The organism is Streptomyces sp. NPDC051104 (genome assembly GCF_040682835.1).
GTDB lineage: Bacteria > Actinomycetota > Actinomycetes > Streptomycetales > Streptomycetaceae > Streptomyces > Streptomyces cynarae.
The window spans coordinates 161,968-176,826 of sequence record NZ_JBFBBS010000005.1; the positions used below are offsets into that span (position 1 = coordinate 161,968).

The 14,859-nt window shown below is 69.0% G+C and carries 11 protein-coding genes; 7 read left to right on the forward strand and 4 right to left on the reverse strand.

From position 1 onward, the window contains the following. Window positions 1-66: 66 nt before the first annotated feature. Window positions 67-1,539: a CCA tRNA nucleotidyltransferase gene (locus AB0N14_RS10540; protein WP_366025274.1), complete on the reverse strand. Its 1,473-nt coding sequence runs from the start codon at window positions 1,537-1,539 to the stop codon at window positions 67-69. Between the two features lie 240 nt (window positions 1,540-1,779). Between AB0N14_RS10540 and AB0N14_RS10545 the strand changes: the two genes are divergently transcribed. The 7 genes from AB0N14_RS10545 to trxA all read left to right on the forward strand — a co-directional run bounded on the left by AB0N14_RS10545 (window position 1,780) and on the right by trxA (window position 11,604). After that, on the forward strand, window positions 1,780-4,206 hold the full coding sequence (locus tag AB0N14_RS10545) for a DUF6049 family protein (RefSeq protein ID WP_366025275.1): 2,427 nt from the start codon (window positions 1,780-1,782) through the stop codon (window positions 4,204-4,206). A 45-nt stretch (window positions 4,207-4,251) separates the two neighbouring features. Beyond that, window positions 4,252-6,570 (forward strand): murein biosynthesis integral membrane protein MurJ, encoded by a 2,319-nt coding sequence (murJ, locus tag AB0N14_RS10550; RefSeq protein ID WP_366025276.1) that lies wholly within the window; start codon window positions 4,252-4,254, stop codon window positions 6,568-6,570. 118 nt (window positions 6,571-6,688) lie between these two features. Beyond that, complete coding sequence (locus AB0N14_RS10555; protein WP_366025277.1) at window positions 6,689-8,413, forward strand: protein kinase family protein; 1,725 nt, start codon at window positions 6,689-6,691, stop codon at window positions 8,411-8,413. Window positions 8,414-8,439: 26 nt separating this feature from the next. Then, a complete protein-coding gene (gene sigM, locus AB0N14_RS10560) occupies window positions 8,440-9,150 on the forward strand; it encodes an RNA polymerase sigma factor SigM (protein WP_366025278.1) in 711 nt (236 codons plus the stop codon). Next, on the forward strand, window positions 9,147-10,070 hold the full coding sequence (locus tag AB0N14_RS10565) for a hypothetical protein (RefSeq protein WP_366025279.1): 924 nt from the start codon (window positions 9,147-9,149) through the stop codon (window positions 10,068-10,070). The genes sigM and AB0N14_RS10565 overlap by 4 nt, the downstream gene beginning before the upstream one ends. A gap of 186 nt (window positions 10,071-10,256) precedes the next feature. Then, complete coding sequence (gene trxB / locus AB0N14_RS10570) at window positions 10,257-11,228, forward strand: thioredoxin-disulfide reductase (RefSeq protein ID WP_366025280.1); 972 nt, start codon at window positions 10,257-10,259, stop codon at window positions 11,226-11,228. 43 nt (window positions 11,229-11,271) lie between these two features. Beyond that, window positions 11,272-11,604, forward strand: a complete 333-nt coding sequence (gene trxA / locus AB0N14_RS10575; protein WP_103837288.1) for a thioredoxin — start codon at window positions 11,272-11,274, stop codon at window positions 11,602-11,604. Window positions 11,605-11,719: 115 nt separating this feature from the next. Here trxA and AB0N14_RS10580 read toward each other — a convergent pair whose 3' ends face one another. From AB0N14_RS10580 to AB0N14_RS10590, 3 genes are all read right to left on the reverse strand, one after another. Continuing rightward, entirely contained in the window at window positions 11,720-12,337 is a 618-nt protein-coding gene (locus tag AB0N14_RS10580) for a GNAT family N-acetyltransferase (protein ID WP_366025281.1), read from the reverse strand. A 326-nt stretch (window positions 12,338-12,663) separates the two neighbouring features. Further along, window positions 12,664-13,767 (reverse strand): ParB/RepB/Spo0J family partition protein, encoded by a 1,104-nt coding sequence (locus AB0N14_RS10585; protein WP_366025282.1) that lies wholly within the window; start codon window positions 13,765-13,767, stop codon window positions 12,664-12,666. Next, on the reverse strand, window positions 13,764-14,837 hold the full coding sequence (locus AB0N14_RS10590) for a ParA family protein (RefSeq protein ID WP_366025400.1): 1,074 nt from the start codon (window positions 14,835-14,837) through the stop codon (window positions 13,764-13,766). The genes AB0N14_RS10585 and AB0N14_RS10590 overlap by 4 nt, the downstream gene beginning before the upstream one ends. Window positions 14,838-14,859 lie beyond the last annotated feature (22 nt).

The following is a 14,859-nucleotide window of genomic DNA, read 5'->3' on the forward strand; positions in this document are numbered from 1 at the left end:
GCCCCTTCACGCGAGCCGTGGTGACGTTGCGGGGTCATGTTTCACGTGAAACATGACCCCGTTCCCTCATCCCTCGCTTTGCTCGGCCCACCACTCCTTGAGCGCGGCCACCGCAGCGTCATGCCCCATCGGGCCGTTCTCCAGGCGCAGCTCCAGCATGTGTTTGTACGCACGACCGACCACGGGCCCCGGACCAACGCCCAGGATCTCCATGATCTGGTTGCCGTCCAGGTCAGGGCGGATCGCGTCCAGCTCCTCCTGCTCCTTGAGCTGGGCGATGCGCTCCTCCAGGCCGTCGTACGCGCGGGAGAGCGCGGCCGCTTTGCGCTTGTTGCGGGTCGTGCAGTCCGAGCGGGTCAGCTTATGGAGACGGTCGAGGAGCGGGCCCGCGTCACGGACGTATCGGCGCACCGCCGAGTCCGTCCACTCTCCCATGCCGTAGCCGTGGAAGCGCAGGTGCAGTTCGACCAGACGGGAGACGTCCTTCACCAGCTCGTTGGGGTACTTCAGCGCTGTCATCCGCTTCTTGGTCATCTTGGCGCCGACCACCTCGTGGTGGTGGAAGGAGACACGGCCGTCCTTCTCGAAACGGCGCGTCTTCGGCTTTCCGATGTCATGCAGCAGCGCGGCGAGCCGCAGCGCCAGATCGGGTCCGTCCTGCTCCAGCGCCATCGCCTGCTCCAGGACGATCAGCGTGTGGTCATAGACGTCCTTGTGCCGGTGGTGCTCGTCGCGCTCCAGCCGCAGAGCGGGCAGCTCCGGCAGAACGTGATCGGCGAGCCCCGTCTCGACCAGCAGCGTCAGCCCCTTGCGCGGGTAGGCGGACAGGATCAACTTGTTCAGCTCGTCCCGTACGCGTTCGGCAGAGACGATCTCGATGCGCCCGGCCATGTCCTTCATGGCCGTGACGACCTCGGGAGCCACCTCGAAGTCCAGCTGGGCCGCGAAGCGGGCGGCCCGCATCATCCGCAGCGGATCGTCCGAGAACGACTCCTCGGGGGTCCCAGGGGTGCGCAGCACCCGGGCGGCGAGATCGTCGAGCCCCCGGTGCGGGTCGATGAACTCCTTCTCGGGCAGCGCGACAGCCATCGCGTTGACCGTGAAGTCGCGCCGGACCAGATCCTCCTCGATGGAGTGGCCGTACGACACCTCGGGTTTGCGCGAGCTCCGGTCGTAGGCCTCCGACCGGTACGTCGTCACCTCGATCTGGAAGCGCTGGACAGCGTCTCCGACGCGGGCGTCCTTCTGGGCCCCCACCGTGCCGAAGGCGATCCCGACGTCCCATGTGGCGTCCGCCCACGGCCGCAAGATCTTCAGGACGTCCTCGGGGCGGGCGTCCGTCGTGAAGTCCAGGTCGTTGCCGAGCCGACCGAGGAGGGCGTCCCGCACCGAGCCACCGACCAGAGCGAGCGAGAAGCCCGCCTCCTTGAAGCGGCGGGCGAGGTCGTCGGCGACAGGGGAGACCCGCAGCAGTTCGCTCACAGCGCGCTGCTGTACCTGACTCAGGGCACGGGGATTGTCTTCGTTGGCGTTCGGCACAACAGAAAAGGGTACGTGTCCCGGGCGATGGCGGGCGCCCGCATTAAACCCGCTGAAGCGTTGCGTGAACGAACGTAAACAGTCAGTGGCGGAGGCCTTCCTCGTCCCCGCCATGACGGGACGGCCCCGCTCCCTTTCCGATCTTGTGGTGCGGACCGCGGCACTTCCCTTCCACGCGCATCGTTACCATGCGGGGACGCACATTCCGACGACCACTGACGACGAGGGACGGGCGAGCGCGTGGCCGAGGCGGCAGACTTCCAGGGGATGAGTTCCTCACCTGCCCGCCGGTGGCTCCGGCGTACCGGAGCGCTACTCGCGGGCGCACCCCTGCTGGCCGGCCTGCTGCAACTGCCCGCCGGCCCGGCCGCGCACGCCGCCGCCAGGAGCGCCGCGGTGGAGGCCGGTAGTTCCCGAGCGGTCACCGTCTCCCTCGACTCGCTCAGCCCCAGCGCGCCGACCGACGGCGACACCCTCACCGTCTCCGGCACGGTCACCAACAAGGGCAAGCAGGCCGTCACCGACGCCCACGTGGGCCTGCGCGTCGGCCAGGAGCTGACCAACCGCGCGTCCATCGACAGCGTCGCCCGGCGCACCCGCTACCTGCCGGGCGTCGACGGCACCGAGGTCGGCGGCAAGTACGTCGAGAAGTTCGCCCAGCTCGCGCCCGGAGCCACCCAGGAATTCAGCATCTCCGTGCCCGTCAAGGAGCTGGACCTCGGCTCCGGCGGGGTCTACCCGCTCGGCGTCTCACTCTCCGGCCAGACCGCCGCGCAACCCTACGAGCAGGTGCTCGGCATCCAGCGGACGTTCCTTCCCTGGCAGCCCGACGACGCCGCCGCCAAGACGCAGACGACGTTCCTGTGGCCGCTGGTCTCCGATGTCCACATGACCGCGGAGACCCTCCCCAACCAGCAGCAGACACCCGTCTTCCAGAACGACGACCTGGCCAAGGAGATCTCCCCGGGCGGCCGTCTCTCGCAGCTCCTTTCACAGGGCAGCAACCTCGACGTCACCTGGGTGATCGACCCCGACCTGCTCGCCTCCGTGGACGCGATGGCGGGCAGCTACAGCATCAAAGGCGCCGACGACAAGGTCACGGCGGGCAGGAGCCAGGCGGTCGCCAAGCAGTGGCTCGCCGACCTTCAGAAGGCGGTCCAGAACAAGGAGGTCGTCGCTCTGCCCTACGGCGACCCCGACCTGGCCTCGCTCGCCCACAACGGCAGGAAGGTCACCGGCTCCCTCAGCCACCTCAAGGACGCCACGGACGTCGCCGCGAGCACCGTGGAGACCATCCTCCACGTGAAATCCGACACGGACTTCGCCTGGCCCGTGGACGGCGCGATCGACCCCTCCATCATCAAGGTCGCCACCTCTGCCGGCGCCGACAAGGTGATCGCCCGCAGCGACAGCCTCCAGGAGACCCGCGGCCTGTCCTACACGCCCACCGCCGCGCGCCCCATCGGGGGCGGCACCACGGCGGTGGTCTCGGACGACGGCCTGTCGAGCGCGTTCGACGGCGACATGACCTCGGCCGCGAGCTCCACCCTCGCCGTGCAGGACTTCCTGGCGCAGAGTCTGATGATCAACCTCGAGGAGCCGGACAAACAGCGCAGCATCGTGGTCGCTCCCTCTCGGATGCCGTCCGCGAGCCAGGCCCAGTCGATGGCGGAGGCGCTGACGGCCCTGCAGGGCAGCCACTGGTCGGAGTCGGCCGATCTGTCGGCGGCCGCCAAGGCCAAGCCGGACCCGGATGCCACGACGAAGGTGCCGGCCGCGTCCCGCTACCCCTCATCGCTGCGCAGGCAGGAGCTTCCCCCGTCCGCGTTCGAGCAGATCGAGAACACGCAGGACAAGCTCGACAGCTTCAAGGTGATCCTGACCGACCCCGCACGAGTGGTCACCCCCTTCGGGCGCGCCATAGACCGCGCGATGTCCACCTCGTGGCGCGGGCACGCCTCCGAGGCCTCGGCCTTCCGCCAGGACGTCGAGTCGTACCTCGACGGGCTCACCGACCAGGTGCGGCTGATCCAGAAGTCCGAGACGAAGCTCTCCGGCCGCAGCGCGACCATCCCCGTGACGGTGCAGAACAATCTCATGCAGGGGGTCGACCACCTGGTCCTGCGGCTCACCTCCCAGCAGCCGACGCGTTTGAAGATCGGCAACGGCCCCTACTCCGAGCAGCCCATCTCCGTCTCGGGCGGGCACAGCCAGTCCGTGAAGTTCACCACCACGGCCAACGCCAACGGCCGGGCCGCGGTGGTCGCCCAGCTCTTCACCGAGGACGGGCAGGCGTACGGCCCTCCGATCACCTTCGACGTGAACGTCACCGAGATCACCCCCACGGTGATGCTCGTCATCGCCGGTGGTGTCCTGCTGCTGGTGCTCGCCGGGTTCCGCATGTACACCCAGCGCAAGCGCCTGGCCGCACGGCAGGCCGAGGAGGAGCGGCAGGACGAACCGCAGCACGCGGACGACGGGGGTCTGAACAGGGCCGCCGACGGCACCGTAGACACTGGGGACACCGCAGGATCCGCGGCGGCACCCGCCCAGGAGTCGGACGCGGAGACCGGGGCAGGCGACCCGGAGCACCCGAGTGACCCGGGGCCGGACACCGCACCGGAAAGCGCCGACCCGTCCGGGACGGGTGAGAGAGTGGACCGTTGAGCGATGTCGTGGCCAAGGGCCCGGGGACAACGAGGTGGGGTAACCATGAACGCGCCGTACGACGGTGACCGCGAGCAGGGCGCCGTGGGCAGCTCGGGCTACCCCGAGGGTCCGCCACCGCATCAGCCCGATCAGGTACCGCTGCAGCCCCCGGCCGACATGTATCTCCAGGACGCCTACCACCAGGACCCCTACCAGGCGCACGACCTCTCTGCTCAGGACCCGGTGACCGAGGCGCTCTACGACCGCGCCGCGCACCCCCCGCCGCCCCCCGGCCCGTACCAGCCGCAGCAGCCCCTGTACGCCCAGCCGCCGACCCCCCAGTACACCCCCGACCCTCGCGTATGGGCACAGCCGCCGGCGCCCGAGCCGGAGGGACCGTCGCAGTACCTGCCGTACGGCGACGACCCCCGCACCACTCAGTTCGTGGGCGTCGACGACCTCGTCACCCAGGCCGGCGAGGAGCGCCACGAGCCGGATGCCTTCGCGCACCTGTTCAGGGACCAGGAGCAGGGCGGCGGACGGCCGTACGTGCGGCAGCCGTCCGTACCGGGCCCCGCACCGGCTCAGGGACCTGGCCCGGCAGGGCCGTACCCGGCACCGGCCCACGCCCAGGCGTCCCCGCAGGAGCGGACGTACGCCGCCCCTTCGCCGGCCGCCGATGCGGCACCGGCGGCCGCGCCCGAGGCGACCGCCGAGCCCGCCGCGCCACCCGCGCCCGAAGGGAAGAAGGGCGGGCGGGCTTCGAACCTGCTGAAGTCCAGCGCCGTGATGGCGGCGGGCACGATGGTCTCCCGGCTGACCGGGTTCATCCGCTCAGCGCTGATCGTCTCCGCGCTGGGCGTCGGCCTCCTCGGCGACACCTTCCAGGTCGCCTACCAGCTGCCGACGATGATCTACATCCTCACCGTGGGCGGTGGCCTCAACTCCGTCTTCGTGCCGCAGCTGGTGCGCGCGATGAAGGAGGACGAGGACGGCGGCGAGGCGTACGCCAACCGGCTGCTGACCCTGGTCATGGTGGCGCTCGGTGGGCTCACCGTGGTCGCCATCCTGGGGGCGCCCTTCCTGATCCGCCTGCTGTCCGACTCGGTCGCCAGCGACCCGGCGGCCAACGAGGTCGGCGTCACCTTCGTCCGTTACTTCCTGCCCTCGATCTTCTTCATGGGCATCCACGTGGTGATGGGGCAGGTCCTCAACGCACGGGGGAAGTTCGGCGCGATGATGTGGACCCCGGTCCTGAACAACATCGTCATCATCGTGACGCTCGGCGCGTTCATCTGGGTGTACGGCAGTGCGGGCAACTCCGGGATGAAGGTGACGAACATCCCGCCGGAGGGGCAGCGGTTGCTCGGAATCGGCGTGCTGCTCGGCATGGTCGTACAGGCCCTGGCGATGATCCCGTACCTGCGCGAGACCGGCTTCCGGCTGCGGCCGCGCTTCGACTGGAAGGGCCATGGCCTCGGCAAGGCCGCGACGCTCGCCAAGTGGACCGTCCTGTTCGTCCTCGCCAACCAGGCGGGCGCGCTCGTCGTCTCACAGCTGTCCACCTCGGCGGGCAAGCACTCCCCGGTCGACGGCACCGGCTTCGCCGCCTACGCCAACGCCCAGCTGATCTGGGGGCTGCCGCAGGCGATCATCACCGTCTCCCTGATGGCCGCCCTGCTGCCGCGCATCTCGCGCTCGGCCGCCGAGGGCGACGGCGGAGCCGTCCGCGACGACATCTCGCAGGGCCTGCGCACCACGGCCGTCGCGATCGTGCCGATCGCCTTCGGGTTCGTCTCGCTGGGCATCCCGATGTGCACCCTGATCTTCGGCTCGTCGGGCACCAGCGAGGCCACCAACATGGGCTACATGCTGATGGCCTTCGGCCTCGGCCTCGTCCCGTACTCCGTGCAGTACGTCGTGCTCCGCGCCTTCTACGCGTACGAGGACACCCGCACCCCCTTCTACAACACGGTCATCGTGGCCGCCGTGAACGCGGGGGCCTCCGCCGTCTGTTACTTCGTCCTCCCGGCCCGCTGGGCTGTGATCGGCATGGCCGGCTCCTACGGCCTCGCGTACGCGATCGGCGTCGGTGTCGCCTGGGCCCGGCTGCGCAAGCGGCTGGGCGGCGACCTGGACGGCGCCCGGGTGCTGCGGACGTACGCACGGCTCGGCATCGCCTCGATGCCGGCCGCTCTGCTGAGCGGAGCGGCCTGCTACGAGATCGGCCACACGCTGGGGCAGGGGGTGGCCGGCTCGCTGGCCGCCCTCGTCGGCGGTGGCGCCCTGCTTCTCGGTGTCTTCTACGTCGCCGCACGCAAGATGCGCATCGAGGAACTCAACTCAATGGTCGGCATGGTCCGCGGGCGCCTGGGGCGCTGAGGCGGGGGTACGCGCACAACCATTGTCCGCCGCCGTGTGTCGTGCATAGCGGCGGACTGTGGGCACAATTGGTTTCTGCGTCGGACAGCGGGCAACGGATGGGGAGGCAGGTACGACGGTGGCGGAACGGAGCACGGCTGCCGTCGACGTGGCAGACAACAGCGGTGACGAGCCGCTGACCGCCAAGGCGGACCAGTCCACGTCCGACGGGGTGGCCCAGGACCGGGAGCGGGACACGGACAGCGACGAGCCGCAGGGTAGCGGCGGGACCGAGCGTCCCGGGAAGGCCTCACCACCCGAGCTGCACAGTGGCCACAAGCTCGCCAGACGCTACCGTCTCGAGGAATGCGTCACCCGTCTGGACGGATTCAGCAGCTGGCGTGCGGTGGACGAGAAACTCCGCCGCGCCGTCGGCATTCATGTGCTTCCCTCGGACCACACCAGGGCGCGTTCCGTGCTGGCCGCGGCCCGCTCCTCCGCGCTGCTGGGCGACCCGCGATTCGTGCAGGTCCTGGACGCGGTCGAGGAGAACGACCTCGTCTATGTCGTGCACGAATGGCTGCCCGACGCCGTCGAACTGACCACACTGCTCGTCACCGGACCGCTGGAAGCCCACGACGCCTACCAGATGGTCACCCAGGTGGCCCAAGCCATGGCCGCCGCCCACCGCGAGGGCCTCTCCCATCTCCGCCTGAACCCCGGCACGATCCTGCGCACCTCCTCAGGCCAGTGGCGCATCCGCGGCCTCGCGGTGAACGCCGCCCTGCGCGGCATCAGCTCCGACACCCCGCTGCGCACCGACACGGAGGCCCTCGGCGCGCTCCTGTACGCCGCCCTCACCCAGCGCTGGCCCTACGAGGACGACGCCTATGGTCTGTCCGGGCTGCCCAAGGGCGTCGGTCTGATCGCCCCCGACCAGGTGCGCGCCGGCGTGCACCGCGGTCTGTCCGAACTCGCCATGCGGGCGCTCGCCAACGACGGTGCCACCGCCTCCCGCCACGAGGCCCCGTGCACCACGCCCGAGGAACTGGTCAAGGCGATCGGTGAGATGCCCCGCATCCGACCGCCGGAGCCCTCGTTCACAGCGCCGCCCGACTACCAGCGCACGACGTACCAGCAGGGCACGTACGGCCGCCCCGCGGCCCACCCGGGCATCACCCAGCCCGTACCGGCCCCGCCGCCCCCACTGCAGAGCCGCACGGGCAAGGCCCTCAAGTGGGCGGTCTCCGCGCTGCTGATCGCGGCGCTGGGCCTGGGCAGCTGGCAACTCGCGGAAGCCCTGATGGACCAGGGCAAGAAGTCCGACAACACGAACCAGACGCATACGACGGACGGGAACGACAAGAACGGCGGCATCACGCCCAAGCCGCTCGCGCAGATCAAGATCCAGGGTGCTCAGGAGTACGTCGCCAAGGGGGACGCCCAGGCGCCGGACGACGTGGCCAAGACGTATGACAACGACAGCTCGACGTACTGGCGGACGAAGAGCTTCGTAGACGGCCCGGACATGAACCCGGCCTTCAAGCCCGGCGTGGGCATCGTCTACGACCTCGGCTCGGCGCAGACCGTGTCGGCAGCGTCGATAGGGCTGCGGTACCCCGGCGACCACACAACAATCACGCTGTATGCGACGGACTCCTTGAGCTCGTCGACGCCCGTGAGCTCGATGACGAAAATGGGAACGATGACGACGACCGGGACCTCCGCGACAGTGAAGGTCACCAAGGCCGTCAAGACCCGCTATGTGCTGCTCTGGCTCACGGCCCTGCCGCACGCGGACGGGGACAGCTACAGCGGAGCCGGCTACAAGCAGGCCATCACCGACGTGAAGTTCACGGGCTGAGCAAGCGTCAAGGGGGAGGGGGTCCGATGGCGGATGGCACCGCATACGACGATGCAAGCGATCAGGACCTCCTCGCCCGTCACGTAGAGGGCGACCCCGACGCCTTCGGTGAGATCGTCCGCCGGCACCGCGACCGGCTGTGGGCCGTGGCGCTGCGGACGCTGGGGGACCGTGAGGAGGCCGCCGACGCCGTTCAGGACGCTCTGGTTTCTGCCTACCGGGCGGCCCATACGTTTCGGGGCCAGTCCGCCGTCACGACCTGGTTGCACCGGATCACGGTGAACGCGTGCCTGGACCGCGCCCGTAAGGCGGCCTCCAGGAAGACATCGCCCGTGGACGACACCGAGCGGCTGGAGCAGCTCCTGGAGCCGCATGAGTCGGCCTCGGCGCCGGCCGAGCGGAATGATCTGCACCGCCAGCTGCTGAAGGCTCTGGGGACCCTGCCCCCGGACCAGCGTGCCGCCCTCGTCCTCGTGGATATGCAGGGCTACCCGGTCGCGGAGGCCGCCCGCATCCTCGATGTGCCGACGGGCACGGTGAAGAGCCGCTGTGCCCGCGGCAGAGCCAGACTGCTGCCGCTGCTCACCCATCTGCGCGCGGAGGGCGGCGGGGACGTCAAGAAGTCGGGCACCGGACGGAACCGGGCTCAGGGGGCATCCGTCCCACCCCCAGCACGACCACATGATGCAGGGCCAAGCGATTCAGCTGTTGTGAAGGGCGGAGGTGGGCGAGCGTGACATCCACGACCGATATGGCCGGGCACCCGGACGTCGAGGAGCTCTCCGACCTCAGCGAAGGTCTTCTGCCACCCTCCCGTGTCGAGGACGTGCGGCGGCATCTGGACGAGTGCCCCCTGTGTGCGGACGTGTACGACTCCCTGGAAGAGATCCGAGGACTCCTCGGCACGATTCCGGGCCCGCCGCCCATGCCCGACGATGTGGCGAGCCGTATCAATGCCGCGCTCGCCGCGGAGGCGCTGCCGGACGTCGCGGAACCAATGTCGGCACCCGAGAGCGCTGATGCCGATTCCGCCGAACTCATCGCGCATGTTTCACGTGAAACAGCGCCCTCTTCCGCCGCTGACCGCCCTTGGGGCCACGCCCGTGCGGCCACCGGACCGGGCCGCACCCGTCGCGGCCGCCGCAGGACCGTCGCCGTGGCCGCCGTCTTCACAGCTGCGGCCGTGGGTTTGGGTGTCCTGCTGGTGCAGACGCTGGGCGGCGACACGGGGAAGAACACCACAGCCACGCCGCAACACACCGACGCCGCGCACACCTACTCCGAAGGCACGCTGCAGAGCCAGGTCACCAACCTGCTCGCCGGGAAGACGGACGAGGGCGGCTCCGCCGGCGCCAAGCCCTGGGGCGTCCAGTCCGACCCCGGCACGACCGGGTCTTCCGGCATGCGGCCGAACAAGACGTTCCAGGACACCACTGTCAACGTGCCGACCTGCGTACAGCAGGCCATCACCGCCAACGAGAGCGTCCTCGCCGCCGACAAGGGCGTGTACCACGGGACCCTCGTCTATCTCCTCGTCACCCCCGACGCCTCCGACAGCACGAAGGTCACGGCCTACATCGTCGACGCGGCCTGCCTGAAGCAGGCCTCGGGGTCCCCCGGCAAGGTGCTGCTGACGCACTCGTACGTCCGCTCCTGAAGTCTCGCGCCCCGGACCGGTTCCTACCCGGGTGTCATTGGGAACTCTGTGCGGTGCCGTGTCTCCGTGTGCCCGGACACACCGGGAATGCGGGCCCCTTAGGATCCGTTGGGTGGGGTGAGAGCGCCGAGCGAGGCTCCCACCGGCAGTAGGCAGCAGCAGTCTCCAGAGACGAGGAATCAAGCCGTGAGCGACGTCCGTAACGTGATCATCATCGGCTCCGGGCCCGCCGGTTACACGGCGGCGCTCTACACCGCGCGCGCGTCGCTGAAGCCACTGGTGTTCGAGGGCGCTGTCACCGCGGGTGGTGCGCTCATGAACACGACCGACGTCGAGAACTTCCCCGGTTTCCAGGACGGCATCATGGGCCCCGAGCTCATGGACAACATGCGCGCGCAGGCCGAGCGCTTCGGTGCCGAGCTGGTTCCGGACGACATCGTCTCCGTCGACCTCACCGGTGAGATCAAGACCGTCACGGACACCGCGGGCACGGTGCACAAGGCGAAGGCCGTCATCGTCGCCACAGGCTCCCAGCACCGCAAACTGGGCCTGCCGAACGAGGACGCCCTCTCCGGCCGCGGAGTCTCCTGGTGCGCCACCTGTGACGGCTTCTTCTTCAAGGACCAGGACATCGCCGTGATCGGCGGCGGCGACACCGCGATGGAGGAGGCCACCTTCCTTTCGCGCTTCGCCAAGTCCGTCACCATCGTCCACCGTCGTGACACCCTGCGGGCCTCGAAGGCGATGCAGGACCGCGCCTTCGCCGACTCGAAGATCAAGTTCGTGTGGGACAGCGAGGTCGCCGAGATCAAGGGCAACCCCAAGCTCGAGCGCCTGACGCTGCGAAATCTGAAGACCGGGGAGCTTACCGAGCTGCCGGTGACCGGCCTGTTCATCGCGATCGGGCACGACCCGCGCACCGAGCTGTTCAAGGGCCAGCTCGACCTCGACGAGGAGGGCTACCTCAAGGTGGACGCCCCCTCGACCCGCACCAACCTGACCGGTGTCTTCGGCGCGGGCGACGTCGTCGACCACACCTACCGCCAGGCGATCACCGCCGCCGGCACGGGCTGCTCCGCCGCCCTGGACGCCGAGCGCTACCTCGCCGCCCTCGCGGACAGCGAACAGCAGGCCGAGCCCGAGAAGACCACCGTCTGACCCCCCGTTTCGCCCATCGCATCACCGAGGTAAGGAGCCCGCTGTGGCAGGCACCCTGAAGAACGTGACCGACGCCTCCTTCGAGGAGGACGTCCTCAAGAGCGACAAGCCCGTCCTGGTGGACTTCTGGGCTGCTTGGTGCGGCCCCTGCCGCCAGATCGCCCCGTCGCTCGAGGCGATCGCCGCCGAGTACGGCGAAAAGATCGAGGTCGTCAAGCTCAACATCGACGAGAACCCGGCGACGGCCGCCAAGTACGGCGTCATGTCGATCCCGACCCTGAACGTCTACCAGGGTGGCGAGGTCGCGAAGACCATCGTCGGTGCCAAGCCGAAGGCCGCGATCGTTCGCGACCTCGAGGACTTCATCGCCGAGTAGACGGCGAGGCCGCCGAGCCAGGCCGACGAGCGCGGCCGACGAGTCAGGTGGCGATGTTTCACGTGAAACACGTAGGGGCCGACCTTGAGGGGTCGGCCCCTACGCATGAGCCCGGCTACAGAGGCCGCAGTGCCGGCTCTTTCTGTACGGCTCCCAGCAGACGGTCCAACGCCAGCTCGACGTCTTCCTTCCAGGAGAGCGTCGAGCGCAGTTCCAGCCTGAGCCGGGGGTACGTCGGGTGCGGCCGTACCGTCTTGAATCCCACGGCCAGCAGATGGTCGGCGGGCAGCAGGCACGCTGGTTCCTTCCAGCGTGCGTCGCCGAAGACCTCGATCGCCTTGAAGCCCCGGCGCAGCAGATCCTTGGCGACCGTCTGGACCATCACCCGGCCAAGCCCCTGGCCCTGGTAACCGGGCATGATGAAGGCGGTCATCAGCTGGACCGCGTCCGGTGACACCGGGCTCGTGGGGAAGGCCGTGGAACGCGGGACATATGCAGGTGGCGCGTACAGCACGAAGCCCACCGGGACGTCGTCCACGTAGACCACCCGGCCGCACGAGCCCCAGTCCAGCAGGACGGCGGAGATCCAGGCCTCCTTCTCGAGCGCGGACGTGCCGGCCTTTACCGCCGCCTCTCCGCTGACGGGGTCCAGTTCCCAGAAGACACACGCGCGACAGCGCTTGGGAAGGTCCGGAAGGTTGTCCAGCGTGAGCGGTACGAGCCGACGCCCCATGAAGGCAGTTCCTCGCTTCCTTCGCCCGCAGCACTGCGGGCGGCTGTCAGAGCGCTCCGCTCCCTGAGCAGGCTGCCGACGAACCCGCCGACCGCTCCCACACTCAGGCCCGCGGTCACCAGTCCGGTACGGCTCATGGTTCGCATGGCCCCCGCCTCCCCGATCAAGGTGCCGTCAGGTGGATGCGCCATACCCGAACGCATCGTATCCACGTTGGTGATTCGATCGATACTGCCTGAAAGCAAAGAGCGGGCCGTGTTCCGGTACACACCGGACACGGCCCACCCGGAGGATCGCCGATCCGCGACCGGCTTCAGCCGGAAGGCTCAGTCCTCCGGCTCCTCGGCGTCGCCGTCCTGCGGGCCCTTGTGCAGGACCGGCCCCTCGCCCGGGGCAAGCGTGCTGAGGATCCGCTCCAGATCCTCCATCGAGGCGAACTCGACGGTGATCTTGCCCTTCTTCTGTCCGAGGTCGACCTTCACCCGGGTTTCGAAGCGATCCGAGAGCCGCGTCGCCAGGTCACTGAGCGCCGGGGAAACCCGGGCACCGGCGCGTGGCCCCTTGGAACGCGGGGCACTGCGCGGCCGGGATCCCATGAGCGTGACGATCTCCTCGACGGCCCGCACGGACAGCCCCTCGGCCACGATGCGGTGCGCCAGCCGGTCCTGCTCCTCCGAGTCCTCCACGGACAGCAGCGCCCGCGCGTGCCCCGCGGAGAGCACCCCGGCGGCCACCCGGCGCTGCACCGCCGGCGACAGCTTCAGCAGCCGCAGGGTGTTGGACACCTGGGGACGTGACCGGCCGATGCGGTCGGCCAACTGGTCGTGGGTGCAGTTGAAGTCTCTGAGGAGCTGGTCATAGGCGGCTGCCTCTTCCAGCGGGTTCAGCTGCGCTCGGTGCAGGTTCTCCAGGAGGGCGTCCAGCAGCAGCTTCTCGTCGTCCGTGGCTCGCACGATCGCCGGGATGGCCTCCAGGCCGGCCTCACGGCAGGCCCGCCAGCGCCGCTCGCCCATGATGAGCTCGTAGCGCGCAGGGCCCACCTGACGCACCACGATCGGCTGGAGAAGGCCGACCTCCTTGATGGAGGTGACGAGTTCGGCGAGGGCGTCCTCATCGAACACCTCACGGGGCTGCCGCGGATTCGGAGTGATGGTGTCGAGGGGCAGCTCGGCGAAGTGGGCACCGATCGGCGGCGCGGTCGTCTCCACCGCGCCCTGCACGGACGTGTCCTCGGTTTCACGTGAAACAGTCGACAGCGTGGCCACCTTCGCGGCCGCCACTCCCCGGTCCGTCGTCAGGACAGGCGCCGCCGCCGGTGAGGCAGGTGCACCGCCGCCCACCGTCCCCTGAGCCGTCGCCTTGTCCCCTGTTGGGGCAGCAGGGATCAGCGCGCCGAGACCACGGCCCAACCCCCTCCGTCGCTCGCTCACTGAATCCCCTCCACCATGCTCTGTTCCGTCTGCGCGCCGACATGGGCGTGCTGTGCGTCGTAGTGGACGCCGACACCCTTCAGCGCGATTTCACGTGCCGCCTCAAGATACGAGAGGGCACCGCTCGATCCTGGATCGTAGGTCAGCACCGTCTGTCCATAGCTCGGCGCCTCGGAAATACGGACCGAGCGAGGAATGCTAGTCCTCAGTACCTCGTTGCCGAAGTGGTTGCGCACCTCTTCCGCGACCTGAGATGCCAGGCGTGTGCGGCCGTCATACATGGTGAGCAGGATGGTCGACACATGCAGGGCCGGGTTGAGGTGCCCCCGCACCAGGTCGACATTGCGAAGCAGCTGGCCCAGACCCTCCAGTGCGTAGTACTCGCATTGGATCGGGATGAGCACCTCCCGTCCGGCGACCAGGGCGTTGACCGTCAACAGGCCAAGAGAGGGCGGGCAGTCGATGAGGATGTAGTCCAACGGCTGCTCATAGGCTTGGATCGCCCGCTGCAGTCGACTCTCCCGGGCCACCAGGGACACCAGCTCGATCTCCGCACCCGCGAGGTCGATCGTGGCAGGAGCGCAGAAGAGGCCTTCCACGTCAGGGACGGGCTGGACGACCTCCGCGAGCGGCTTGCTCTCGACCAACACGTCATAGATGGACGGGACTTCGGCATGGTGGTCGATCCCCAGCGCGGTGGAAGCATTGCCCTGCGGGTCCAGGTCGATCACCAGGACGCGGGCGCCATGCAGGGCGAGGGAAGCGGCGAGATTGACGGTCGTCGTCGTCTTACCCACGCCACCCTTCTGGTTGGCGACCACAATGACCCGGGTCTGCTCGGGTCGCGGCAGCCCCTCGCCGGCACGACCCAGTGCCTCCACCGCAAGTTGGGCAGCACGACCGATGGGAGTGTCGTCCATCGGGGGCGGTGTTTCACGTGAAACATCCTCCCCCATCGACTCGGTACGGGGACCGGGGACCGGATCGGTCATCGGTCCCGCGATGTTGGCGTCGGACCGCAAGGATTCACTCTCCTCGACATCAGGCTCGCAATGAACAGAGCCTCCCATGCCTTCGGGGTTGTGAACCAGT

Excerpts from the sequence above, each read along its gene's own strand:
- sigM (WP_366025278.1), top strand. The coding sequence starts at position 8,440 with ATGGCGGATGGCACCGCATACGACGATGCAAGCGATCAGGACCTCCTC.
- AB0N14_RS10590 (WP_366025400.1), bottom strand. The coding sequence starts at position 14,837 with ATGGGAGGCTCTGTTCATTGCGAGCCTGATGTCGAGGAGAGTGAATCC.
- AB0N14_RS10580 (WP_366025281.1), bottom strand. The coding sequence starts at position 12,337 with ATGGGGCGTCGGCTCGTACCGCTCACGCTGGACAACCTTCCGGACCTT.
- murJ (WP_366025276.1), top strand. The coding sequence starts at position 4,252 with ATGAACGCGCCGTACGACGGTGACCGCGAGCAGGGCGCCGTGGGCAGC.